We start from the raw sequence: 24496 nt of genomic DNA on the forward strand, positions 1-24496 counted from the left end.
GCGACCGGCGTCAGCCGACCGCGCCCTCCATCTGGAGCTCGATCAGCCGGTTCAGCTCCAGCGCGTACTCCATCGGGAGTTCCTTGGCGATCGGCTCGATGAAGCCGCGCACGATCATCGCCATCGCCTCGTCCTCGGTCAGCCCCCGGCTCATCAGGTAGAAGAGCTGGTCCTCGCTGACCTTCGAGACGGTCGCCTCGTGCCCCATCGCCACGTCGTCCTCGCGGATGTCGACGTACGGGTAGGTGTCCGACCGGGAGATGGTGTCCACCAGCAGCGCGTCGCACTTGACGGTGCTCTTGCTGTGGTGCGAGCCCTCCAGCACCTGCACCAGGCCCCGGTAGGACGTCCGCCCACCGGCCCGGGCGATCGACTTGGAGACGATCGTGCTGGAGGTGTGCGGGGCGGCGTGCACCATCTTGGCGCCGGCGTCCTGGTGCTGGCCCTCGCCGGCCATCGCCACCGAGAGCACCTCGCCCTTGGCGTGCTCGCCGGTCATCCAGACCGCCGGGTATTTCATCGTCACCTTGGAGCCGATGTTGCCGTCGATCCACTCCATGGTCGCGCCCTCGTGGCAGACCGCCCGCTTGGTGACCAGGTTGTAGACGTTGTTCGACCAGTTCTGGATGGTCGTGTAGCGGCAGCGCGCGTTCTTCTTCACCACGATCTCGACGACCGCGCTGTGCAGCGAGTCGGAGGAGTAGATCGGCGCGGTGCAGCCCTCGACGTAGTGCACGTACGCGCCCTCGTCGACGATGATCAGCGTCCGCTCGAACTGGCCCATGTTCTCGGTGTTGATCCGGAAGTACGCCTGGAGCGGGATCTCGACGTTGACGCCCTTCGGCACGTAGATGAAGGAGCCGCCGGACCAGACCGAGGTGTTCAGCGCGGCGAACTTGTTGTCCCCGACCGGGATCACCGTGCCGAAGTATTCCTTGAAGAGGTCCTCGTGCTCCTTGAGCGCGGTGTCGGTGTCCAGGAAGACGACGCCCTGCTCCTCCAGGTCCTCACGGATCTTGTGGTAGACCACCTCGGACTCGTACTGGGCGGCGACACCGGCGACCAGCCGCTGCTTCTCGGCCTCCGGGATGCCCAGCTTGTCGTAGGTGTTCTTGATGTCCTCGGGCAGGTCCTCCCAGCTCGCGGCCTGCTTCTCGGTGGACCGGACGAAGTACTTGATGTTGTCGAAGTCGATCCCGCCGAGGTCGGCACCCCAGTTCGGCATCGGCTTGCGGCCGAACAGCCGCAGCCCCTTCAGCCGCAGGTCGAGCATCCAGGCGGGCTCGTTCTTCTTGGCGGAGATGTCCCGGACCACGGCCTCGTTCAGGCCACGCTGGGCGGCGGAACCGGCGACGTCGGAGTCGGCCCAGCCGTACTCGTAGCGACCCAGGGCGGCGAGCTGCTCCTCCTGCGTCATGGGCTGGACGATCTGCTCGGTCATCTATCTGTCCTCACACTGCTGACGGAAGGTTTGGGCTGGGTCGGGATGTGCGTGGTGCACACCCCGTCGCCGTGGGCGATGGTGGCGAGCCGCTGCACGTGGGTGCCGACCAGGCGGGAGATGACCGCCGTCTCGGCCTCGCACAGCTGGGGAAACTCCACGGCCACGTGGGCCACCGGGCAGTGGTGCTGGCAGAGCTGCCCGCCGGAGGCGATCGTGGACGCGTTGGCAGCGTATCCCTCGGCGGTCAGCGCCTCGGCGAGTGCCTCTGCCCTGGCCAGCGGGTCGTCCCCGGCATCCTCCAGGGCGGCCCGGCAGCGGGCCTCCAGCGCCGCGACCTGCTCGGCGGCGAAGGCGTCGACGGCGTCCGGCCCACCGTGCCGGGAGATCCAGCGCAGCGCGGCGGTGGCCATCCCGTCATAGGTGTGGGTGCCGCAGCGCCGCCGGCCGGAGTCGGTGAGCCGGAAGATCCGGGCGGGCCGGCCGCGACCGCGCTGGCCACGGATGACCTGGTCACGGGCGACCACGTCGCCGTCGGCGAGCATCGCGTCCAGGTGCCGGCGGATCGCCGCCGGGCTGAGCCCCAGCTCCGCGCCGAGCTGCGCGGCGGTTGCCGCGCCGTGCTCCAGCAGCAACTGGGTCACCCTGTCCCGGGTGGGGCGGCCGTCCGGACCGGCGACCTCAGCGGCGGCGGGCGCGGCGGAACCGGCGACCGGATCGGTCACCCGCTCCTGCTCCGAGTACGCCGCCAGGTTTTTCACTACGCCAACGTTACGTATTTCCTCGAAGGTCCGCAAACCCGGGGTCCGGTGATCCAGACCACCGGGCGGCGGACGCGCCGCCCAGCATGATCACATTTGCACGTACCATGGCCGGCGTGAGCCGATTCGGCGAATTTTCCGGCAAACCCACCCTATCGCGACTGGCTCTCGCCTCCGTGGTGGGAAACGTGCTGATCGTCGGGACCGGTGGCGCGGTCCGGCTGACCAAGTCCGGGCTCGGCTGCCCCACCTGGCCCCGCTGCACCGACGAGTCGTACGTGGCGACCGCCGAGATGGGCGTGCACGGGGTGATCGAGTTCGGCAACCGGCTGCTCACCTTCGCGCTCGCCGCCGTGGTCATCGCCGCAGTGGTGGCCGCCTGGCGGCAGCGCCCGGCCCGCCGGGGGCTCCGGTGGCTCAGCGTCGGCGCCGCGTTCGGCATCCCGGCACAGGCGGTGATCGGCGGGATCACCGTGCTCACCGATCTGAACCCGTGGGTGGTCGGGCTGCACTTCCTCGCCTCGATGGCGGTGATCGCGGCGGCGTACGCGTTCTGGCGCCGGACCCTCGAACCGGACGGACCGGCCCGGCCGACCGTACCGGCACCGCTGCGTGCCCTCGGCTGGCTCACCGCCGGGGTGGCCGCGGCCGTACTCGTGGTCGGCACCTGGGTGACCGGCAGCGGCCCGCACTCCGGCGACTCCGGGGCGGCCCGCAACGGACTGGACCCGGAGACCATCTCCCAGGTGCACGCCGACACGGTCTTCCTGCTGCTGGGGCTCTCGATCGCGGCCTGGTTCGCGTTCCGCGCGGTGGGCGCACCGGCCGGCGCGGTCCGGGCGGCCGGCCTGCTCGTGCTCGCCGAACTCGGCCAGGGCCTGATCGGCTTCGTGCAGTACTTCACCGGCCTGCCGGTGGCACTGGTCGGCGCGCACATGCTCGGCTCCTGCCTGGTCTGGCTCGCCGCGCTCGCGGTGCTCTGGTCGACCCGGGAACGCACCGCCGCACCGGCCGTCCCGCCGAGCCAGGCCCAGCCCGAGTACGCCGGCACGGCGCACTGACGATCGGAACTGTGCCCGGCCCGGCGGCAGGAGATCAGCCGAGCCGGGCGGCGATGGCGTCGGCGAGGCGGTCGGCCGCGCCCGGCTCGTGGGCCAGGAAGAGCGACGGCTCGGTGAGTTCCAGCTCGACCAGCATCGGCGCGCCGTCCGGGCCCGGAATCAGGTCCACCCGGGCGTAGAGCGGCCGACCCGGACCGCCGGGGAGCGCCGCGAGTACCCGCTCGGCGACCGCGAGTTCCGGCTCCGCCGGGGTACGCGGGGTGATCCGCTCCGGCCGGAACAGCCCGTCGACGCCGTAGTCCGGGCCGACCAGCATCGGCCCCTTCCGGACCGCGTGGCTGAACCGGAGCCCGTCCGGGCCGGCGACGAAGAGCAGCGACGTCTCCCCGGCGGTGTCCACGGCGGTCAGGTACGGCTGCACCATCACCCACCGTCCGGCCGCGTGCAGCCGCTTGACGTGTCCGGCGGCCAACTCCCGGTTCTCCTCGTCGGCCAGGTCGTACCGGCCGGTGTCCACGCTCCCGGCGCCGACGACGGGCTTGACGACGTACTCGCCGGGCTCGGCCGGGAGCGTCCAGTCGGCGTCGGGGCCGAGCCAGCTCGTCGGCACCGTCGGCAGCCCGGCCTCGGCGAGTTCCCGCAGGTAGCGCTTGTCGGTGTTCCAGCGCACCAGGTCGGCCGCATTGGCCAGCCGGGGCACGGTGTCGGCCCAGGCGACGAACTCGGCGCGCCGGCTCGGATAGTCCCAGGCCGAGCGGAGCACCGCCAGGGCGTAGCCGGCCCAGTCCACGTCCGGGTCGTCCCAGACCGCCGCCTCGACCCGGATGCCGCGTTCGGCGAGCGGCTCCAGTACCAGCCGGTCGTCGGGGTCGAGTTCGGGAAGGTCGGCGCAGGTAATGAGAGCGACCCGGGGCTCACCCCGGGCCGCACGGTTGTTATCGGACAAAATTATCAACGAGCCAGGGTGCGTCGAGCCATCGACCGCCATAGGTCATTACTCGGGCGCATCTGGTCCATCAGTTCCCGCTCCCATTCGTTTTCCACGGCAACCCCCGCCTTGGCGCAGGCCAGTCGCGCGACATCGGTGCTCTCCGCGAACTGGTCAGCCCACACGCCGTCCTCCCCCACCAGGACAATGCGTGCGCCCCGCTTGCCGACGTACTCGATGACCGCCTTCGCGCCGCCGTGCCCGGCGGCGAACGACTGGATGCCGGCGACCAGACCGTTGGGGGTCTGACCCGCGACGGTCTGCTCGGCCGTCGGCGTCGTATCGGAACCTTCTGCCATAACGCGAAGCCTAAGCAGACTTCTCCCACCGCGAGGGGCAGCTACCGATAATTTGTGATGCCGATTACGGTGGGGTTAACCGAAACCACTCACCATCTTTGGGTGATTTTTCGGTGTATACGCGATTAATTCAAAGCCATCATTCACGTTGAAGCCCGGCGAACAGGACGAAGAGGCACGAAAGCCTCGAAAACCTCAAAGCAGCGCGTCGACCGCGACCGCAGCGAAGACGATCGTCAGATACGTGATCGACCAGTGGAACAGCCGCATCGGCTTGACCGGCCCGCCCCGGGCGGCCCGCTGGCTCAACCGGTGCGCCTCGACGATGAACATCCCGCCCGCCACCAGCACGGTGACCCCGTAGACCGGCCCCATGCCCAGCGGCCAGACCAGCACCGACGCCGCCACGGTCAACCAGGTGTAGACCACGATCTCGGCCGTGACCCGGCGGATCGAGGCCACCACCGGCAGCATCGGGATGCCGGCCCGGGCGTAGTCGTCCTTGAACTTGATGGCCAGGGCGTAGAAGTGCGGCAGTTGCCAGAAGAACACCACCGCGAACAGCCCCCAGGCCCGCGGCGCCAGCGAGCCGGTCACCGCCGCCCAGCCGATCAGCACCGGGGCCGAGCCGCAGATGCCGCCCCAGAAGGTGTTCTGCCAGGTGGTCCGCTTCAACCACAGCGTGTAGACGAGGTCGTAGTAGAGGATCGCGCCCAGGGTCAGGCCGGTGGCCAGCCAGTTGGTGAAGACCGCCATCAGGGTCACCGAGACCACCGCGAGCACCAGCCCGAAGACCAGCGCGTTGCGGGGCGCCACGGTGTGCGTCGGCAGCGGCCGGCGCTTGGTCCGCTTCATCACCTGGTCGATGTCGCGGTCGATGTAGCAGTTCAGCGCGTTGGCCGCGCCCGCCGCCAGCGACCCGCCGACCAGCACCACCCCGACCAGCCAGAGCGACGGGATCCCGCCCGCCGCCAGCATCATCGTCGGCACCGTGGAGATCAGCAGCAGCTCGACGATCCGTGGCTTGGTCAACGCGACGTACGCCCGGATCAGGGCGGCGACGTCGCGTCGCCGGGTCACCTCGCCCGGGGTCCCCGCAGCCGGGGCACCGCCGGTCACGGGGCGCTCGGTGATCATGCTCACGGATTGCCACCTTCCGGCGTCGGGCAGAAGTGATTGGCTGCGGAGGCAGCACGGGTGGCGGCCGACCGAAGGGCCAGCACGCCGACCGACAGCCTACGCGTCGTCGTTTTCGCTGCCCGGGCGACCCGTCTTCGGTGCGAACGATCACACTTCCGGCGAACCGTGTCGCCGGTGGACGAGATCCGGGGGTTGGCGCGCGGAAGCGGTCGCTAGGGTCTTGAGGGAGGGTTCCGCCCATCACGCCGAGGAGCACACACGATCGTGGCTGACAATCGACCCGAGCAAACCTCGCTGAACTGGTCCGATCTCGACCAGCGTGCCGTCGACACCGTCCGCGTGCTGGCCATGGACGCCGTGGAGAAGTCCGGCAACGGCCATCCGGGTACGGCGATGAGCCTGGCGCCGGCCGCCTACCTGCTGTTCAACCGGGTCATCCGGCACGACCCGACGCACCCTGACTGGGCCGGGCGGGACCGGTTCGTGCTGTCGGCGGGCCACAGCAGCCTCACCCTCTACATCCAGCTCTACCTGAGCGGATACGGCCTCGGCCTGACCGACCTCAAGGCACTGCGCCAGTGGGGTTCGCTGACCCCGGGCCACCCCGAACACGGGCACACCCGGGGCGTCGAGACCACCACCGGCCCGCTCGGCCAGGGGCTCGGCAACGCGGTCGGGATGGCGATGGCCGCCCGCCGCGAACGCGGCCTGCTGGACCCGGACGCCGCACCCCGCACCTCCCCGTTCGACCACCACATCTGGTGCATCGCCTCGGACGGCGACATCGAGGAGGGGATCAGCCACGAGGCGAGCGCCCTCGCCGGGCACCAGCGGCTCGGCAACCTGACCCTGATCTACGACGACAACGAGATCTCGATCGAGGACGACACCCGGATCGCCAAGAGCGAGGACGTGGCCGCCCGCTACGAGGCGTACGGGTGGCACGTGCAGACCGTGGACTGGCGGGCCGGGGACGCGGACGAGGGCCACTACCACGAGGACGTCCAGGCGCTCCACGCCGCACTGCTGGCCGCCAGGGCGGAGACCGGCCGGCCGTCGTTCATCGCGCTGCGCACCATCATCGGCTGGCCGGCGCCGACCAAGCAGAACACCGGCAAGATCCACGGTTCGGCGCTCGGTGCCGACGAGGTGGCCGAGACCAAGAAGCTGCTCGGCTTCGACCCGGCCCAGCACTTCGAGGTCGAGGAGGAGGTACTGGCACACGCCCGCCAGGTACTGGAGCGGGGCCGGGCGGCGCACGCCGAGTGGCAGACCGGGTACCAGGCGTGGGCCGACGCCAACCCGGAGGGCAGGGCGCTGCACGACAGGCTGGCCACCCGTACCCTGCCGGCCGGCTGGACCGACGTGCTGCCGGAGTTTCCGGCGGACGCCAAGGGGATCGCCACCCGGGCCGCCTCCGGCAAGGTCCTCCAGGCCCTCGCCCCGGTGCTGCCCGAACTCTGGGGCGGTTCGGCCGACCTGGCCGAGAGCAACAACACCACCATGGAGGGCGAGCCGTCCTTCATCCCCAGCCAGTACGCCACCAAGGCGTTCCCGGGCAACGAGTACGGCCGCACCCTGCACTTCGGCATCCGCGAGCACGCGATGGGTGCCATCCTGAACGGCATCGCGCTGCACGGCGGCACCCGCCCCTACGGCGGTACCTTCCTGGTCTTCAGCGACTACATGCGCCCGGCGGTCCGGCTCGCCGCGCTGATGAAGCTGCCGGTGGTCTACGTCTGGACGCACGACTCGATCGGTCTCGGCGAGGACGGCCCGACCCACCAGCCGGTCGAGCACCTGACCGCGCTGCGTGCCATTCCCGGCCTGGACGTGATCCGGCCGGCCGACGCCAACGAGACCGCCTGGGCCTGGCGGCAGGCGCTGGAGCACACCGACCGGCCGTCCGCGCTGGCGCTGAGCCGGCAGCCGCTGCCGACGCTGGACCGCACCGAGCTGGCCGGCGCCGACCAGACCGCCAAGGGCGGTTACGTACTGGCCGAGGCGTCGAACGCGCAGCCGGCGGTGATCCTGATCGGCACCGGCTCCGAGGTGCAGCTCTGCCTGACCGCCCGGGAGCGGCTGGAGGCCGAGGGCACCCCGACCCGGGTGGTCTCGATGCCCTGCCAGGAGTGGTTCCGGGAGCAGGACGCCGCCTACCGGGACTCGGTGCTGCCCCGCGACGTCAAGGCCCGGGTCAGCGTCGAGGCCGGCATCGCGATGTCCTGGCGGGACCTGATCGGCGACACCGGCGAGGCGGTCAGCCTGGAGCACTACGGCGCGAGCGCACCGCACAGCGTGCTCTTCGAACAGTTCGGATTCACCCCCGACCGGGTCGTCGCGGCCGCACACGCGTCGCTGACCCGGGTGGGCCAGATCACCGGTGAGACCACCGGCAACTGAGGGAGCGTTGCAGACATGACTGACCGGTTGGGTGAGCTCACCGCCGCGGGAGTGGCGGTCTGGCTCGACGATCTTTCGAGGGTACGGCTGAGTTCGGGCGGCCTGGACCAGTTGCGTAGGGAGAAGCACCTGGTCGGGGTGACCAGCAACCCGACCATCTTCGCCAAGGCGCTCAGCGACGCCGACGAGTACAACTGGCAACTGCGGGACCTGGCGGTGCGCGGGGTCAGCGTCGAGGAGGCGGTCCGCTCGCTGACCACGTACGACGTGCGGTGGGCCTGCGACGTGATGCGCCCGGCGTACGACAGCAGTGCCGGGGTGGACGGTCGGGTCTCGATCGAGGTGGACCCGCGGCTGGCGTACCAGACCGAGCCGACGGTGGCCGAGGCGAAGGCGCTGTGGTGGCTGATCGACCGGCCGAACCTGTTCATCAAGATCCCGGCGACCGAGGCCGGGCTGCCGGCCATCACCGCGACGCTGGCCGCCGGGATCAGCGTGAACGTAACGCTGATCTTCGGGTTGGACCGCTACTCGCAGGTGATGGAGGCGTTCCTGACCGGCCTGGAGCAGGCGAAGGCGAACGGGCATGACCTGAGCAGGATCGCGTCGGTGGCGTCGTTCTTCGTCTCCCGGGTCGACAGCGAGGTGGACAAGCGGCTGGACAACCTCGGCGGCGCCGGCCGGCCGGACATCAAGGCGCTGAAGGGCCGGGCGGCGGTCGCCAACGCCCAGCTCGCGTACGAGCGATACTCCAAGGTCTTCTCCTCGGACCGCTGGCAGGCGCTGGCCGACGCCGGTGCCCACCCGCAGCGCCCGCTCTGGGCCTCCACCTCCACCAAGAACCCGGAGTACCGCGACGTGATCTACGTCGAGGAGCTGATCGCCCCCGGCACCGTGAACACCATGCCGGAACCGGTGATCGACGCCTTCGCCGACCACGGCGAGACCCGCCCGGACACCGTCACCGGCGCCTACATCGAGGCCCAGGAGGTCTTCACCGGGCTGGCCGCGACCGGCATCGACTTCGACGACGTGATCGCCACCCTGGAGCGGGAGGGCGTGGAGAAGTTCGAGGCGAGCTGGCTGGAGCTGCTGGACGGGGTTCGCAAGTCGCTGGAGGCCGCCGCGCAGGGCGCCGGGGAGCCGAACCAGGCCGCCGGGGAGAACGCCGACGCGGCCGTCCAAGCCGGAGGCAACGCGTGAACGAACGTAGTGAGCGAACCAGCCAGCTCAGTGCCAATGTGCCTCATGACGGCACGGAGCGAAGCGGAGTGCCGGCATGAGCAACAGTGGGGACCTGCTCGACGGCGGGTGTGAGGGGGCGGCGGGGCTCGCCGTCTACGGGGCGGAGGCGGTCGACGCCGCCGCCCCGGCCTCGGCCCGGGCCGCACTGCTCGCCGAGGACGTACCGGCCCGGCTGGTGGCCAAGGACCCGACGCTGTGGGGGCCGGACGCGCAGGCCGAGGCGGCGATCCGGCTCGGCTGGGTGGACACCTTCCGGCGCGGCCGGGAGCTGCTCCCCCAACTCGCCGAGCTGAAGGCCGAACTGGCCGACCTCGACCACGTCGTACTCGCCGGGATGGGCGGCTCGTCGCTGGCCCCCGAGGTGATCACTCGTACCCTCGGCAGGTCGCTGACGGTGCTGGACACCACCGACCCCGGGCAGGTACGCGCGGCGATCGCCGACCGGCTGGACCGGACCGTCGTGGTGGTGGCCAGCAAGTCCGGCTCGACGGTGGAGACCGACAGCCACCGCCGGGCGTACTGGCAGGCGTTCCTGGACGCCGGACTGACCGAGGCGGAGGCCGGCCGGCACTTCGTGGTGGTCACCGACCCCGGTTCGCCGCTGGCCGACACCGCCGCCGAGATGGGCGCCTTCGTGGTGCTCGCCGACCCGGACGTCGGCGGGCGCTACTCGGCGCTGACCGCGTTCGGGCTGGTCCCGTCGGCACTGGCCGGAGTCGAGGTGGCCGAACTGCTGGACCAGGCCGAGGAGTTGGCCGGGGCGCTCGGCGGGCCGCAGGACAACCCCGGGCTGGCGCTCGGCGCCGCGCTCGGTGCCGCCGCCACCACCGGCCGGGACAAGGTCGCACTGGTCTCGGACGGCACCGGCATCGACGGCCTCGGCGACTGGGCCGAGCAGTTGATCGCCGAGTCGACCGGCAAGAACGGCGTCGGCATCCTGCCGGTGGTGGTCGAGGACCCGGGCAGCCCGGGGGCGACCGGGCCGGACGTACTCACCGTCACCTACGGCGGCGGGCTCGCCGCCGGTGCCGTACCCGGCGGCGGGATCCGGCCCGACCTGGCGGTGAACGGACCGCTCGGCGCGCAGTTCCTGGCCTGGGAGTACGCGACCGCGGTCGCCGGGGTGGTGCTCGGGATCGACCCGTTCAACCAGCCGAACGTGACCGAGTCCAAGGAGAACACCAACCGGCTGCTCGGCACCGGGCTGCCGATCGAGACGCCGACCTTCGCCGACAACGGGATCGAGGGGTACTGGTTCCCCGGCGAGCCGCAGCGGACCGACCCGCTCCCCGGTGACCTGGCCGGGGCGCTGCGGCGGCTGCTGGACGGGCTCGGCGACGGCGGCTACCTGGCCGTGATGGCGTACCTGGACCGGTTCGCCGATGCCAAGACCGCACAGGTGCGCCCCGGGCTCGCCGCCGCCTCCGGTCGACCGGTCACCTTCGGCTGGGGCCCCCGGTTCCTGCACTCCACCGGGCAATACCACAAGGGCGGGCCGCAGCTCGGGTCGTACCTCCAGATCACCGGGGACGTGGCCGACGACCTGGCGGTGCCCGGCAAGCCGTACTCGTTCGGGCAGTTGCAGGCCGCGCAGGCCGCGGGCGACCGCGAGGCCCTCGCCCAGCGGGGCCGGCCGGTGCTCCGGCTGCACCTGACGGACCGGGCCGCCGGAATTCCACACCTGCTCGATGCGGTACGGGGTCTGCGGAGTTGACGACGACCGGGCATCCTGACAGTGAACCTTTCCAGCCTTCCCTTGCGGTCCGTCGTGGCCCGGGAGAAGGTCGGGGCGCAGGCTCCACCCTTTTCAGGCTGAAAAGGTCCGGGAACCGACCGAGCGAGGAGGGGAAGCCGTGAATCCGCTGCGCGACCCGCAGGACCGGCGGTTGCCGCGGATCCCGGAGCCGTGCGCGCTGGTGATCTTCGGCGTCACCGGGGACCTGGCCCGCAAGAAACTGCTGCCGGCGGTCTACGACCTGGCCAACCGGGGGCTGCTGCCGCCGAGCTTCGTGGTGCTCGGGTTCGCCCGGCGCGACTGGGGTGACGGCGACTTCGAGTCGATGGCCCGGGACGCGGCCCAGGCGCACGCCCGGACACCGTGGCGGGAAGAGGTCTGGGCCCGGCTGGCCGGCAACATCAAGTTCGTCGGTGGCGCGTTCGACGACGACGACGCGTTCGACAAGCTGGCAACCTGCCTGGACGAGCTGCGGGACACCCACGGGATCGGCGGCAACGCCGCGTTCTACTTCTCCATCCCGCCGGCCGCGTTCCCGACCGTGCTCAAGCAGCTCGCCCGGACCGGGATGGCCGACAACGACAAGTGCGGCGGCTGGCGGCGGGTGGTGGTGGAGAAGCCGTTCGGGCACGACCTGCCCTCGGCGAAGGCGCTCAACGACCTGGTCGACGACGTCTTCACCCGGGACGACGTGTTCCGGATCGACCACTACCTGGGCAAGGAGACCGTCCAGAACATCCTCGCCCTGCGGTTCGCCAACAACCTCTTCGAGCCGCTCTGGAACTCCAAGTACGTCGACTCGGTGCAGATCACCATGGCCGAGGACGTCGGGATCGGCTCGCGGGCCGGCTTCTACGACGCGACCGGCACCGCCCGGGACGTGTTGCAGAACCACCTGCTGCAACTGCTCGCCCTGGTGGCGATGGAGGAGCCGACCAGCTTCGACGCCAGCGAGATCCGGGCCGAGAAGCTGAAGGTGCTGCGCGCGATCACCCTGCCGAAGGACGTGCACACCGGCACCGTACGCGGGCAGTATCTGCCCGGCTGGGTGGCCGGCAAGCGGGCGGTCGGCTACCTCGACGAGGAGGGCGTACCTCCCGAGTCCACCACCGAGACGTACGTGGCGGTCCGGCTCGGCATCCAGAACCGGCGCTGGGCCGAGGTGCCGTTCTATATCCGGGCCGGCAAGCGGCTGCCGCGCCGGGTGACCGAGGTCGCCATCATGTTCAAGAAGGCGCCTCACCTGCCCTTCAACCCGGCCGACATGGAGATGCTCGGCAACAACCAGCTCGTCATCCGGGTGCAGCCGGACGAGGGCGTGGTGCTGAAGTTCGGCTCCAAGGTTCCCGGCACCACCATGGAGGTCCGGGACATCGCGATGGACTTCCAGTACGGCGAGGCGTTCACCGAGTCCAGCCCCGAGGCGTACGAGCGGCTGGTGCTGGACGTACTGATCGGGGACCGGACCCTCTTCCCGGACGCCGCCGAGGTCGAGCAGAGCTGGCAGGTGATCGACCCGCTGGAGGAGTCCTGGAGCGGCGTCAAGCCGGAGCCGTACCGGGCCGGCGAGTGGGGTCCCCGGGCGGCCGACGAACTGCTGGCCCGGGAGGGCCGGGCGTGGCGGCGGGCCTGATTCCCCGAGGATCTCGACAACGACAACAACGACAGCAGCAACCAGGAGGCATCGTTGATCGGCTTGTGGGACACCACCGGTAACGAGGTGGTCAAGGCCCTTGCCGCCGAGCGGCGAAGTGCGGGTGGAGTGGCCAGCGGCATGGCGCTGACCCTGATCGTCGTCGTCGACGAGCCCCGGGTCCGGGAGGCCGAGGCGGCGGTGACGATCGCCTCGGCCGCACACCCGTGCCGGATGGTGGTGGTGGTCCGCTCCGACATCGAACGCGACCGCAACCGGCTCGATGCCGAGATCGTCGTCGGCGGCCGGCTCGGCCCGGGCGAGGCGGTGGTGACCCGGATGTACGGCCGGCTCGCCCTGCACGCCGAGTCGGTGGTGATGCCGCTGCTGGTGCCGGACGTGCCGGTGGTGACCTGGTGGCACGGCGAACCGCCGGCCGAGATCGCCAACGACTTCCTCGGGGTGGTGGCGGACCGCCGGATCACCGACTCGGCGCAGGCGGCCGATCCGGTGGAGGCGCTGCGGCAGCGGGCCCGGGACTACGCGCCCGGCGACACCGACCTGGCGTGGACCCGGATCACCCCGTGGCGCACCCTGGTCGCCGGGGCGTTCGACACCACCGAGGGCAACCGGGTCACCTCGGCCACCGTGGTCGCGCCGCACACCGACCCGACCGCGGCCCTGATGATCGGCTGGCTGAGGTCCCGGCTGGGGCTGCACCCGCACTGGGAGCACACCAGCGAGTTCCCTCGGATGCGCTCGGTGGAGCTGCGCTGCGCCAACGGCGACGAGCTGGTGCTGACCCGGGACGACAACCAGGCGACGTTCCGGCGTACCGGGCAGGCCGACCGGCAACTGCCGCTGGTACGCCGCCCGCTCGGCGACGAGCTCGCCGAGGAGCTGCGCCGGCTCGACCCGGACCAGATCTACGCCGACGCGTTGGGTGCCGCCGCCGGGGTGGCCGGGCTGGAGAGCCGGCCGGCCCAGCGGGTGCACGTCTGGAAGGACCCGTCGAAGCAGCCGCAGGGCGTGGCGTGACCGAAACCACGGTGGTGGTGCACGCCGACCCCGAGCTGCTCGCGCAGGCGGTCGCGGCCCGGCTGCTGGTCAGGATCATCGACGCCCAGGCGGAACGGGGCGAGGCGAGCGTCGTACTGACCGGCGGGCGGATCGCGGCGGCGGTCCATCGGGCGGTACGCGACCTGCCGGCCCGGGACGCGGTCGACTGGTCCCGGGTCGACGTCTGGTGGGGTGACGAACGGTTCCTGCCGACCGGGCACCCGGAGCGGAACGAGACCCAGGCCCGGGAGGCGCTGCTCGACGCGCTGCCGCAGCTCAGGGTGCACCCGATGCCCGCCTCGGACGGCCCGGACGGTGCCGATCCGGAGGCGGCGGCGGCCCGGTACGCTGCCGAACTCGCCTCGGCCGCCGGCCCGGGTACGGCCACCCTGCCGTACTTCGACGTGCTGATGCTCGGGGTGGGCGAGGACGGCCACGTCGCCTCGCTCTTCCCCGAGCATCCGGTCGGCTACGAGAGCCGGCCGGTGAGCGCGGTCCGGGGCAGCCCGAAGCCACCACCGGTACGGATCACGCTGACCAGGGGTGCCATCAACACCGCCGAGGACGTATGGCTGATCGCCAGCGGCGGCGGCAAGGCCCGGGCGGTCGGGATGGCGCTGCGCGGTGCCGGCCCGGTGCAGGTGCCGGCGGCCGGGGTCGCCGGGGTGCAGCGGACCCGGTGGCTGCTGGACCGGGCGGCGGCGGCCGAGGTGAAGCCGCAGTTCCGCAGCCTCCGCTGACCGGACCGCCCCGCTGGCTCAGCCTGCCTGCTGCCGGTCCGCGTAGTCCAGCAACTCCTGGTAGCTCTGCCCGTCCGGCCGGTAGAAGCGGGCGGGATCCTCGGCCCGGCCGACCGGGGACTCCGCCAGCAGGCGCGAGAAGGTGAGGGCGGCCGAGAGCGGCCAGTGGTTGACGACCACCCGGTCGAACCGGCCGTCCCCGCCCCGGTGCATCATCGCGATGGCCTGGACGGGGCGGCCGGCGACCACCGCCGTGTACTGCTCGACGACATATTCACCTTGGTCGAAGCGGGCGACGTCGACGCGATCCCGGTAGAAGTCGTTCACCACCGCCAACTGGGCCAGCACGGCGTCCCGCCCCTTGAGCACCCCGTTCATCACGGCGCCTTCGAGGGTGACGTTCTCGGCAAGGTTGTCTCGGAACGAGGCCACCGGTGTGCTCCCATCGTCCCTTTCACCCTACGGTCGGCCCGGTGGCGCAGGCCCGGCTTCGGTCAGGATTCACCTCGGCGGGCCCGCAGCGCGGCCAGCGCCTCGGCGAGGATCGCCTCGGCATCCGCCTCGCTGCGCCGCTCCTTCACGTACGCCAGGTGCGACTTGTACGGCTCCGTCCGCTGCCGCCCCGGCGGATTGTGCACGTCCTGCCCGGCCGGCTGCCCACAGTGCGGGCAGTCCCAGGTCTCCGGGATCTCGGCCTCGGCCGCCAACAGGATCTCCAGCATGTGCCCGCTGCCGCACCAGTAGGTGACCGGACGGCGGGGGGCGGGTTCGCATCGCTCGGTCGGCCGGGCTGGGCCGGCACCGACTCGGCTGCCACGGATGGCGCTGCCACTGGGCACGGCTGCTCGCTCCGTTCGTCAGAGGGGGTCCCAGAGGGGTATGACAAACTGCGCGCGGCCCACGTTAGCGGACCGCGCGCAGTTTGTACGCCCTGGTTGTCAGGTGGTCTCGGCGAGACGCAGCCAGAGACCCAGCCCGACGATGCATGCGAACCAGACAAGACCCACCAGAACGGTGTATCGGTCGAGGTTCTTCTCGGCCACCGAGGAGCCGGCCAGGCTGGAGCTGACCCCTCCGCCGAACATGCTCGACATCCCGCCGCCCTTGCCCCGGTGCAGCAGGATCAGCAAGGTGAGCAGCACGCTCGTGATCACCAGCAACACGATCAACGTGTATGCGAACCAGATCGGCATGGTAGGGGTCAGTCCTCTCAGCTACGCGGGGCTCGTCAAGGATAGCGACCCTCAGCGGGCGATGTGCTCCGGGAACCGGCAGATCTGCGCGAACTCCTCGGCATCCAGGCTCGCCCCGCCGACCAGTGCGCCGTCCACGTCGGGCTGCGCCATGATCGCGGCGATGTTGGCCGCCTTCACCGACCCGCCGTAGAGCACCCGGACCTGGTCGGCGGTCTCCTGACCATGCACCTCGGCGAGCCGCTGCCGGATCGCGCCGCAGACCTCCTGGGCGTTCTCCGGAGTCGCGGTCTTGCCGGTGCCGATCGCCCAGACCGGCTCGTACGCGACGACGAGCTTGGCCACCTGCTCGGCGGTCAGCCCGGCCAGCGAGCCGTCGAGCTGGCCGCGCACGTACGCCACCTGCCCGTCCTGCTCGCGGATGTCCAGGCCCTCGCCGACACAGACGATCGGAGTCAACTCGCTGGCCAGCGCCGCCTTCGCCTTGGCGTTGACCAGCGCGTCGTCCTCGTGGTGGTACGTCCGCCGCTCGGAGTGCCCAACGACCACGTAGGTGCAGCCCAGCGCGGTCAGCAGCGCGGCCGAGATCTCCCCGGTGTACGCCCCGCCCTTGTGCGGCGAGAGGTCCTGCGCGCCGTACCCGATCAGCAGCTTGTCGCCGTCGACCAGGGTCTGCACCGTCCGCAGGTCGGTGTACGGCGGCAGCACCACCGTCTCCACGTCGGTCAACTGCTTCTCGTTGAGGCTCGCGGCGAGCTTCTGGATCAGCAGGTTGGCTTCCCGGTGGTTGAGGTTCATCTTCCAGTTGCCGGCCATCAACGGACGGCGGGCGGGGGTAGGGGTGGCCACTACTGCTCCAGAGCGACGATGCCGGGGAGGGCCTTACCCTCCAGGTATTCCAGCGAGGCGCCCCCGCCGGTGGAAATGTGCCCGAACGACGACTCGTCCAGACCGAGCGCGCGGACGGCCGCGGCGGAGTCACCGCCACCGACCACGGTGAAGCCCTTCACGGTGGTGATCGCCTCGGCCACCCCCCGGGTGCCGGCGGCGAACGGGGCCAGTTCGAAGACGCCCATCGGGCCGTTCCAGAACACCATCCGGGCGGTGCCGACCGCCTCGGCGAACTCGGAGACCGTCCGGGGGCCGATGTCCAGGCCGAGCCGGTCGGCCGGGATCTCGGTGACCGGTACGGTGTCGTGCGCGGCGTCGGCGCTGAACTCGGTCGCCGCGACGACGTCGACCGGGAGCACGATCCGCCCCTCGCCCCGGGCCAGCAGGTCGCGGCAGGTGTCGACCATCTCCTCCTCGAGCAGCGACTTGCCCACCTCGTGCCCCTGGGCACGCAGGAAGGTGAAGCACATGCCGCCGCCGATCAGCAGCTTGTCGACGGTGGGCAGCAGCGCCTCGATCACGGCGAGCTTGTCGGAGACCTTGGAGCCGCCGAGCACCACCACGTAGGGGCGGTCCGGCTCGTGCCGCAGCCGGGCCAGTACCTCGACCTCGCGCAACACGAGCTGGCCGGCGAAGTGCGGCAGCCGGGCCGGTACGTCGTAGACGCTGGCGTGCTTGCGGTGCACGGCGCCGAACGCGTCGTCGACGTACGCCGAGGCGAACGCGGCGAGCTGGTCGGCGAAGGCGCCCCGCTCGGTCTCGTCCTTGCTGGTCTCGCCCGGGTTGAACCGCAGGTTCTCCAGCAGTGCGACCTGGCCGTCACCGAGCTCCTCGACCGCCTTGCGGGCCGACTCGCCGACCGTGTCGGTGGCGAACGCGACCTCGGCGCCGAGCAGCTCACCGAGCCGGGCGGCGACCGGGGCGAGGGTGTATTTCGGGTCGGGCGCACCCTTGGGGCGGCCCAGGTGCGAACAGACCACGACGGCGGCCCCGGCGTCCCGCAACGCGGTCAGCGTCGGCAACACGGCCCGGATCCGGCCGTCGTCAGCGATCCTCATTCGGTCCGGAGTGCCGCCTTGCGGCGCGGAGGCCGAATTATGATCGTCGATAGCGCCGGTCTGCTTGTCGAGGGGCACGTTCAGGTCGGCGCGCACCAGCACGCGCCGACCCGAGACCCCCTCGGCGAGCAGATCGTCGAGGTTGCGGATGCTCACAGAGCTTGCCCTCCGTTCACGACTGCGGGGCTCGCAAGCTCACTCCTCGCGTTCACCGCGAGAGCCCCCCCGTTCGTTCGTGCCGTGCTCACAGCCCGGCGCCGACCAGCTTGACGAGGTCGACCAGGCGGTTCGAGTAGCCCCACTCGTTGTCGTACCAGCCGACGACCTTGACCTGGTTGCCGATCACCTTGGTCAGGCCGGAGTCGAAGATGCACGAGGCCGGGTCGGTGACGATGTCGGAGGAGACGATCTCGTCCTCGGTGTAGGTGAGGATGCCCTTCAGCGGGCCCTCGGCGGCGGCCTTCATCGCGGCGTTGATCTCCTCGACCGAGGTGTCCCGGCCGGCGTCGATGGTCAGGTCGGTGGCCGAGCCGGTCGGGATCGGCACCCGCAGCGCGAAGCCGTCCAGCTTGCCCTTCAGGTCGGGCAGCACCAGGCCGATCGCCTTGGCGGCACCGGTCGAGGTCGGCACGATGTTCAGCGCGGCGGCCCGGGCCCGGCGGAGGTCCTTGTGCGGGCCGTCCTGGAGGTTCTGGTCCTGGGTGTACGCGTGGATGGTGGTCATCAGCCCCTTCTCGATGCCCACCGTGTCCTGGAGCACCTTCGCCATCGGCGCGAGGCAGTTGGTGGTGCACGAGGCGTTGGAGATGATGTTGTGCTTCGCCGGGTCGTACGACTGGTGGTTGACCCCCATCACGACCGTGACGTCCTCGTTCTTGGCCGGCGCCGAGATGATGACCTTCTTGGCCCCGCCGTCGATGTGCGCCTTCGCCTTGGTGGCGTCGGTGAAGAAGCCGGTCGACTCGATCACCACGTCGACGCCGAGGTCGCCCCAGGGCAGCTTGCCCGGGTCCTTCTCGGCGAACACCTTCAGGGTGTGCCCACCGACGGTGATCTCGTCGGCAGTCGCCTTGACCTCCTGCGGCAGCCGGCCGAGGATGCTGTCGTACTTGACCAGGTGCGCCAGCGTGGCGTTGTCGGTCAGGTCGTTGGCGCCGACCACCTCGACGTCAGCGCCCGACGCGAGCACCGCGCGGAAGAAGTTGCGGCCGATCCGGCCGAATCCGTTGATGCCAACCCGGATGGTCACTGCGTCCATCTCCTCGTGTTTCGGTTCGCCGTCGGTGAGAGCGCGCGGCGGCGAAGGTGGGTGCGCCGACCCTGGAGCCGGCCGCTGGATGTCACCCCGGCCGTCTCACCGCGACCTCTGGGCGGTCAGCACGGCGGAGAAGGCCGGTACCGGCCCCGTCGCCGTACGCTGCGACCTTATCCGAGCGCGCCGCTCCGCGTTGCGTCGGGGCACAATCCGGCCAATCGACTCCCCCGGTGGAGGTCAGACGCCCTCGCCGGGACGGCTCAGACCGCCAGCATGTCCGGGGTGACCGCCGCCTCGGTGTCCGGGATCCCCAGGTCACGGGCCCGCTTGTCGGCCAGCGCCAGCAGCCGGCGGATCCGCCCGGCGATCGCGTCCTTGGTCAGCGGCGGGTCGGCCAGCGCCCCCAACTCCTCAAGGGACGCCTGCCGGTGCTCCAGCCGCAGCCGGCCGGCCGAGGTGAGGTGGTTCGGGGCGTCCTCGGCGAGGATCTCCAGGGCCCGGGTCACCCGGGCGGCGGCGGCGACGGCGGCCCGGGCCGAGCGGCGCAGGTTGGCGTCGTCGAAGTTGGCCAGCCGGTTGGCGGTGGCACGCACCTCGCGGCGTACCCGGCGCTCCTCCCAGGAGAGCACGCTGGAGTGCGCGCCGATCCGGGTGAGCAGCGCGGCGATCGCGTCGCCGTCCTTCACCACCACCCGGTCCACCCCGCGCACCTCGCGGTATTTGGCGGTGATGCCGATCCGGCGGGCCGCGCCGACCAGGGCGAGCGCGGTCTCCGGGCCGGGACAGGTGATCTCCAGCGCGCAGGAGCGGCCGGGCTCAGTCAGCGAGCCGTGCGCCATGAACGCGCCCCGCCAGGCCGAGACCGCGCAGCAGACGTTCGCCGCCACCACGTGCGGGGGCAGCCCGCGTACCGGCCGGCCGCGTACGTCGAGCAGCCCGGTCTGCCGGGCCAGCGCCTCGCCGTCCTTGACCACCCGGACGATGTAGTGGCTGCCCTTGCGCAGCCCGCCGGAGGCGAGTACGTGGATCTCGCTCGGATAGCCGTAGACCTCGGCGATCTCCCGGCGCAGCCGACGGGCCACCGCGCCGGTGTCGAGTTCGGCCTCGACCACCACCCGTCCGGAGACGATGTGCAGTCCGCCCGCGAAACGCAGCAGGGCGGCCATCTCCGCCCGCCGGCAGCAGGGCTTGGGTACGTCCACCCGGCTCAACTCGTCCTTGACCGCAGCCGTCATCGCCATTTTGTCGTCACCTCGTGGGCCGGTCCCGGCGGGTGCCGGTGATTCGTAGGTGCTTCGTTGTTGATTCGTAGGTGCTTAACGATCGGCGCCCAGGAGAGGCACCAGTGCGGCGCCCAGCGCTGCCGGATCGTGCTGGGGCCCACCGTCCGGTACGGCCACCGGGGCGAGCACGAGCCGCGCACCCAGCGATTCTGCCGCACGGTGCACCGGTTCGGGGTCACCCACCGCCTTTCCGTCCGCCAGCACCACGTCGACCGTGAGCCCGGGCAGGTACCAGCCGAGCGCGGCCAGGTGGTCGGCGAGGGAGAGGCCGAGCGTCTCCGCCTCGTTGGCGAGGTTGAGCGTGACCAGCCGACGGGCCGGGCTGGCCACCATCGCCGCGGCCAGCTCCGGCACCAGCAGGTGCGGGATGACGCTGGTGTACCAGCTTCCCGGGCCGAAGACCAGCCAGTCGGCCTCGCGGACCGCCGCCACCGCCTGCGGGCAGGCGCTCGGCCCCTCCGGGGCGAGCCGGACCGACTCGACCCGGCCGTCGGTGACCGCCACGGCGTGCTGTCCGCGTACCGTCTGGACAGCGCTGGGGCGCCGCGGGTCGGCGCCGCGGACCCGGGCCTCGATGCCGACCGGCTGGCAGGCCATCGGCAGCACCCGGCCGACCGCGCCGAGCATCGCGGCGGCGTGGTCGAGCGCGGCCACCGGGTCGCCGAGCAGTTCCATCAGCCCGCAGAGCACCAGGTTGCCGACCGCGTGCCCGGCCAGCGGGTCGGGCCGCGGGCCGCCGCCGGCGAACCGGTGCTGGAACAGTTCGGCGCTGCGCCGGGTCCCGGCCTCGTCGGCGGCCAGCGCGGCGAGCGCCTGCCGCAGGTCACCGGGGGGCAGCGCGCCGCGTTCGAGCCGCAGCCGGCCGCTGGAGCCGCCGTCGTCGCCGACGGTCACCACCGCGGTGATGTCGAGGTCCAGCTCCGGCGCGCAGCGGCGAAGCGCCCGCAGCGACGCCGACAGCCCGTGCCCGCCACCGAAGGCGACCACCCGCTGCTTCACCGAACCTCCCCTTGCGGTCCGTCGTGACCGCAGGTGGAAGTCGGGGGACACACGCCGCGCGGGTCAGGTGGGAAAAGATTCACTCGCGCCCCAGGTCACGGTGGTGCGCCGTGGCGGCCAGCCGGGCCTGGCGCAGCCGGGCGGACAGTTCCTCGGCAATCGCCACGCTGCGGTGCTTGCCGCCGGTGCAGCCGACCGCCACGGTCAGGTAGCGCTTCCCCTCCCGCTCGAAGCCGGGCGCGGTAGCGTTGATCAACCGGGCGTACGTCTCCACGAAGGTCACCGCGCCGCGCTGGCCGAGCACGTACCGGCTGACGTCCTCCTCCCGGCCGGTGTGCTCGCGCAGCTCCGGCACCCAGTACGGGTTGGGCAGGAAGCGCGCGTCGAGCACGAAGTCGGCGTCCGGCGGAAGGCCGTACTTGAAGCCGAAGGAGAGCACGGTCACCCGGAGCCGGCGGGCGTCCTCGCCGCCGAACAGCTCCTCGACCCGGCTGCGGAGCTGGTTCACGTTCAGGTGGGAGGTGTCGATGATCACGTCGGCCTGGTCGCGGGCCTCCTCCAGCAGCCCGCGCTCGACCGCGATGCCGTCGGCGAGCCGGCCGTCGCCCTGGAGCGGGTGCGACCGGCGGACGCTCTCGAAGCGCCGGATCAGCACCTCGTCGTCGGCGTCCACGAAGACCACCCGGGGCTGGAAGCCGCGTTCCTTCAGCGCCCGGATCGCCCCGGCGAGGTCGGTGGAGAACGCCCGGCTGCGCACGTCGAGCACCATCGCGGTCTGCCGGGCCGCCCCACCGGCCCGGAACGCCAGCTCGGCCATGTCGAGCATGAGCGCCTGCGGCAGGTTGTCCACCACGTAGAAGCCGACGTTCTCCAGGGCTCGGGCGACCGTGCTGCGCCCGCCGCCGGAGACCCCGGTGACCACCACCAACGTGGTGTCCGAGCGGGTCGGTTCCGCCGACTCCGCCTCGGACCGGGTCCGCGCCGGCGCTCCCCCGTCCGGTGCCGGTTCCGTCTCGTGCTCCCTGCTCTGGTCGTCCGCGCCCGTCGGCGACTCGTCGGTCGCCAGCCGAGTCTCGCTCACGTTCCACCCCCCAGCCGTACCCGCCTGCCGGATCGACGGTACGCGCCCGGAGGCGGGTTCCCGAGGGTCGACCACCCGGCGAGGTAGGAGACGTAATCTACCCGGCCGTCGGAATCTCCCGGGCCGGTGGCCCAGGCGGGTCGCCGCCGGCAATTGCTAAAGGAATCTTTCTAGAGCTACCTTTAGGATATGCCGAGGTCCGAGATCCGACTCACCGACCCGAGGGCTCTCCGGGGGTACGCGCACCCGCTCCGGATGGCCCTGATCGGGCTGCTCCGTCGAGAGGGCCCGCTGACCGCGACCCAGGCCGCCGAGCGGCTCGACGAGAGTGTGCCGAACTGCTCCTACCACCTGCGCCAGCTCGCCAAGTACGGCCTCGCCGAGCGGTCCGAGGGCGCCGACGCCCGGGAACGGCCCTGGCAGGCGACCGCACTCAACACCTCCTGGGACGACCTCTCCGACGATCCGGAGGCCCGGGCGGCGGCCAACCACCTCAACGCGATGGTCCTGGACCACTACGTCGCCCGGGCCCGCGCCCACCTGGCACAGCGGGCGTACGAGCCGGCGGACTGGCGGGCCGTGCTCGGCTTCGGCGACGCGCTCGTGCACGTCACCTCGGCCGAACTGGCCGAACTGACCCGCCGGATCGAAGCCCTGCTCGCCGAGTACGACGAACGGATGACCGACCCGTCGACCCGACCCGAAGGCTCCCGGGCGATCGGCCTCATCCAACTGCTCGTACCCATCGAGCCGCCAACGGAGTCCGCGCCGCCGTCGGGCTCGGACTCGGCACCGCCGTCGGAATCGGGGTCGGCCGGGGAGCCGGGACGGTGACCGGCACGCTGACTCCACCGGCGGTCGACCGCCGCCGGCGCTGGGTGCCGGAGTTGCTGCGCCGGGCACCGTTCCGGCAGTACTGGTCGGCCCAGACCGTGTCACTCTTCGGCGACCAGATCTCCGCGCTCGCCCTGCCCCTGCTGGCAGTACTCGGCACCGACGCCGGCCCGGCCGAGATGGGCTACCTCACCGCCGCCGCGCTGATCCCGAACCTGCTCTTCTCGCTGCTCCTCGGCGCCTGGATCGACCGCTACCCGCACAAGCGCCGGGTGATGGTCCTCGCCGACCTCGGCCGGGCGGTGCTGCTCGCCGCCGTGCCGGTGGCGTACCTGTTCGGGGTGCTCTCGCTCGGCCAGCTCTACGTGGTGGCCTTCCTGACCGGTACCCTGGCGGTGCTCTTCGAGGTCGCGCACAGCACCCTCTTCGTCTCGCTGGTACACCGCAAGGACTACGTCGACGCGAACGCGCTGACCAACGGCAGCCGGGCGATGTCGTACGTCGCCGGGCCGAGCGCCGGCGGAATCCTGGTGCAGACCCTCACCGCACCGGTCGCACTGCTCGCCGACGCGGTGTCGTACCTGGTCTCCGCACTGTTCCTGGCCCGGATCGGGCCGATTCGGCAGACGGAGCCGGCGTCGCCCGGCGGACGCGGGCTCGGCATCGGGCAGGGACTGACGTTCGTGGCCCGCTCGCCGATCCTCCGCTCGCTGCTGCTCGGCACCACCACGCTGAACCTCTTCAACTACATGTTCAGCGCGCTCTTCGTGCTCTACGCCAGCACCGAACTGGGGCTCTCCCCCGGCCTGCTCGGGCTCGTGATCGGTGCCGGGTCGGTCGGCGCGCTGCTCGGCGCGGCGGTCACCGGTCGACTCGTCCGCCGGCTCGGCATCGGCCGGACCGTGCTGGTCAGCTTCGTACTCTTTCCGGCACCGCTGGTGCTGGTGCCGCTGGCCGGCGGCGGTCCGACCCCGGCGGTGCTGGGCGCACTCTTCGTCGCGGAGTTCCTCTCCGGGCTCGGGGTGATGATGCTGGACATCACCGTCGGCTCGCTACAGACCGCGGTCATCCCGGAGAGGCTGCTGGCCCGGGTCACCGGTGCGAAGCGGACCGTCAACTACGGCATCCGGCCGATCGGCGCAGTGCTGGGTGGCAGCCTGGGCGCGGCCCTCGGGGTACGCCCGACGCTGTGGATCGCCACCGTCGGGGCGGTCGCCGGGCTGCTCTGGGTACTGCCGACCGCCATCCCGAAGCTGCGCGAATTGCCGGAGCCAGACGACCACGCCGTCACCGGGTGATCCGGTTCCTGATCCGAAGACGCCGCTGGCCGGGTCCCCGGTGGTGGGGACCCGGCCAGCGGGTTCGTGCCTGTCTGCTTGTGCCTGTTTGCTTGTGCT

23 protein-coding genes are annotated in these 24496 nt (G+C 71.5%); 9 read left to right on the top strand and 14 right to left on the bottom strand.

Going from position 1 to position 24496, the window contains the following annotated elements:
* Positions 1-10: 10 nt before the first annotated feature.
* Both sufB and Pma05_RS38120 read right to left on the bottom strand, forming a co-directional pair.
* Positions 11-1441 carry a Fe-S cluster assembly protein SufB gene (sufB, locus tag Pma05_RS38115; protein ID WP_203862392.1) on the bottom strand — a complete coding sequence of 477 codons (1431 nt, stop codon included), beginning with the start codon at positions 1439-1441 and terminating at the stop codon, positions 11-13.
* Positions 1438-2202, bottom strand: coding sequence for a helix-turn-helix transcriptional regulator (locus Pma05_RS38120; RefSeq protein WP_275414812.1), 765 nt, complete (start codon positions 2200-2202; stop codon positions 1438-1440). Before Pma05_RS38120 ends, sufB begins: the two co-directional genes overlap by 4 nt.
* A gap of 107 nt (positions 2203-2309) precedes the next feature.
* Here Pma05_RS38120 and Pma05_RS38125 point away from each other — a divergent pair, with 107 nt between their 5' ends.
* Entirely contained in the window at positions 2310-3263 is a 954-nt protein-coding gene (locus Pma05_RS38125; protein WP_203862393.1) for a COX15/CtaA family protein, read from the top strand.
* 34 nt (positions 3264-3297) lie between these two features.
* On the opposite strand, the gene Pma05_RS38130 is transcribed toward Pma05_RS38125, so the two are convergent.
* The 3 genes from Pma05_RS38130 to Pma05_RS38140 all read right to left on the bottom strand — a co-directional run bounded on the left by Pma05_RS38130 (position 3298) and on the right by Pma05_RS38140 (position 5693).
* The gene (locus tag Pma05_RS38130) at positions 3298-4212 is read right to left on the bottom strand and encodes an ATP-grasp domain-containing protein (RefSeq protein WP_372441626.1); all 915 of its coding nucleotides are present in this window, start codon (positions 4210-4212) and stop codon (positions 3298-3300) included.
* A 2-nt stretch (positions 4213-4214) separates the two neighbouring features.
* Positions 4215-4550 (bottom strand): hypothetical protein, encoded by a 336-nt coding sequence (locus Pma05_RS38135; protein ID WP_203862394.1) that lies wholly within the window; start codon positions 4548-4550, stop codon positions 4215-4217.
* 195 nt (positions 4551-4745) lie between these two features.
* Positions 4746-5693: a heme o synthase gene (locus Pma05_RS38140; protein ID WP_203862395.1), complete on the bottom strand. Its 948-nt coding sequence runs from the start codon at positions 5691-5693 to the stop codon at positions 4746-4748.
* Positions 5694-5954: 261 nt separating this feature from the next.
* On the opposite strand from Pma05_RS38140, the gene tkt reads away from it, so the two are divergent.
* The 6 genes from tkt to pgl all read left to right on the top strand — a co-directional run bounded on the left by tkt (position 5955) and on the right by pgl (position 14505).
* Positions 5955-8093, top strand: a complete 2139-nt coding sequence (tkt, locus tag Pma05_RS38145; protein ID WP_203862396.1) for a transketolase — start codon at positions 5955-5957, stop codon at positions 8091-8093.
* Positions 8094-8108: 15 nt separating this feature from the next.
* On the top strand, positions 8109-9296 hold the full coding sequence (gene tal / locus Pma05_RS38150) for a transaldolase (RefSeq protein WP_203862397.1): 1188 nt from the start codon (positions 8109-8111) through the stop codon (positions 9294-9296).
* A gap of 76 nt (positions 9297-9372) precedes the next feature.
* The gene (locus Pma05_RS38155; protein WP_203862398.1) at positions 9373-11052 is read left to right on the top strand and encodes a phosphoglucose isomerase-related protein; all 1680 of its coding nucleotides are present in this window, start codon (positions 9373-9375) and stop codon (positions 11050-11052) included.
* 139 nt (positions 11053-11191) lie between these two features.
* Positions 11192-12706 carry a glucose-6-phosphate dehydrogenase gene (zwf, locus tag Pma05_RS38160; protein WP_203862399.1) on the top strand — a complete coding sequence of 505 codons (1515 nt, stop codon included), beginning with the start codon at positions 11192-11194 and terminating at the stop codon, positions 12704-12706.
* Positions 12707-12760: 54 nt separating this feature from the next.
* The gene (locus tag Pma05_RS38165; protein ID WP_203862400.1) at positions 12761-13744 is read left to right on the top strand and encodes a glucose-6-phosphate dehydrogenase assembly protein OpcA; all 984 of its coding nucleotides are present in this window, start codon (positions 12761-12763) and stop codon (positions 13742-13744) included.
* Positions 13741-14505, top strand: a complete 765-nt coding sequence (pgl, locus tag Pma05_RS38170) for a 6-phosphogluconolactonase (RefSeq protein WP_203862401.1) — start codon at positions 13741-13743, stop codon at positions 14503-14505. Before Pma05_RS38165 ends, pgl begins: the two co-directional genes overlap by 4 nt.
* An 18-nt stretch (positions 14506-14523) precedes the next feature.
* Here pgl and Pma05_RS38175 read toward each other — a convergent pair whose 3' ends face one another.
* From Pma05_RS38175 to rapZ, 9 genes are all read right to left on the bottom strand, one after another.
* Positions 14524-14937, bottom strand: a complete 414-nt coding sequence (locus Pma05_RS38175; protein WP_203862402.1) for a hypothetical protein — start codon at positions 14935-14937, stop codon at positions 14524-14526.
* Positions 14938-14999: 62 nt separating this feature from the next.
* Positions 15000-15344, bottom strand: a complete 345-nt coding sequence (locus Pma05_RS38180; RefSeq protein WP_203862403.1) for an RNA polymerase-binding protein RbpA — start codon at positions 15342-15344, stop codon at positions 15000-15002.
* Positions 15345-15443: 99 nt separating this feature from the next.
* Positions 15444-15698: a preprotein translocase subunit SecG gene (gene secG, locus Pma05_RS38185; RefSeq protein WP_101367013.1), complete on the bottom strand. Its 255-nt coding sequence runs from the start codon at positions 15696-15698 to the stop codon at positions 15444-15446.
* Between the two features lie 51 nt (positions 15699-15749).
* A complete protein-coding gene (gene tpiA, locus Pma05_RS38190) occupies positions 15750-16514 on the bottom strand; it encodes a triose-phosphate isomerase (protein ID WP_203862422.1) in 765 nt (254 codons plus the stop codon).
* Between the two features lie 32 nt (positions 16515-16546).
* Positions 16547-17803 carry a phosphoglycerate kinase gene (locus Pma05_RS38195; protein ID WP_203862404.1) on the bottom strand — a complete coding sequence of 419 codons (1257 nt, stop codon included), beginning with the start codon at positions 17801-17803 and terminating at the stop codon, positions 16547-16549.
* 88 nt (positions 17804-17891) lie between these two features.
* Positions 17892-18896 (bottom strand): type I glyceraldehyde-3-phosphate dehydrogenase, encoded by a 1005-nt coding sequence (gap, locus tag Pma05_RS38200; protein ID WP_203862405.1) that lies wholly within the window; start codon positions 18894-18896, stop codon positions 17892-17894.
* A gap of 266 nt (positions 18897-19162) precedes the next feature.
* Positions 19163-20143, bottom strand: a complete 981-nt coding sequence (gene whiA / locus Pma05_RS38205; RefSeq protein WP_107263068.1) for a DNA-binding protein WhiA — start codon at positions 20141-20143, stop codon at positions 19163-19165.
* Between the two features lie 75 nt (positions 20144-20218).
* Positions 20219-21184 carry a gluconeogenesis factor YvcK family protein gene (locus Pma05_RS38210; protein ID WP_203862406.1) on the bottom strand — a complete coding sequence of 322 codons (966 nt, stop codon included), beginning with the start codon at positions 21182-21184 and terminating at the stop codon, positions 20219-20221.
* A gap of 79 nt (positions 21185-21263) precedes the next feature.
* Positions 21264-22112 carry an RNase adapter RapZ gene (rapZ, locus tag Pma05_RS38215; RefSeq protein ID WP_203862423.1) on the bottom strand — a complete coding sequence of 283 codons (849 nt, stop codon included), beginning with the start codon at positions 22110-22112 and terminating at the stop codon, positions 21264-21266.
* A gap of 342 nt (positions 22113-22454) precedes the next feature.
* On the opposite strand from rapZ, the gene Pma05_RS38220 reads away from it, so the two are divergent.
* Positions 22455-23099, top strand: a complete 645-nt coding sequence (locus Pma05_RS38220; RefSeq protein WP_203862407.1) for a winged helix-turn-helix domain-containing protein — start codon at positions 22455-22457, stop codon at positions 23097-23099.
* The gene (locus Pma05_RS38225) at positions 23096-24397 is read left to right on the top strand and encodes an MFS transporter (protein WP_275414813.1); all 1302 of its coding nucleotides are present in this window, start codon (positions 23096-23098) and stop codon (positions 24395-24397) included. Before Pma05_RS38220 ends, Pma05_RS38225 begins: the two co-directional genes overlap by 4 nt.
* Positions 24398-24496: the final 99 nt, after the last annotated feature.

This window comes from Plantactinospora mayteni (assembly GCF_016862935.1).
Taxonomy (GTDB): domain Bacteria; phylum Actinomycetota; class Actinomycetes; order Mycobacteriales; family Micromonosporaceae; genus Plantactinospora; species Plantactinospora mayteni.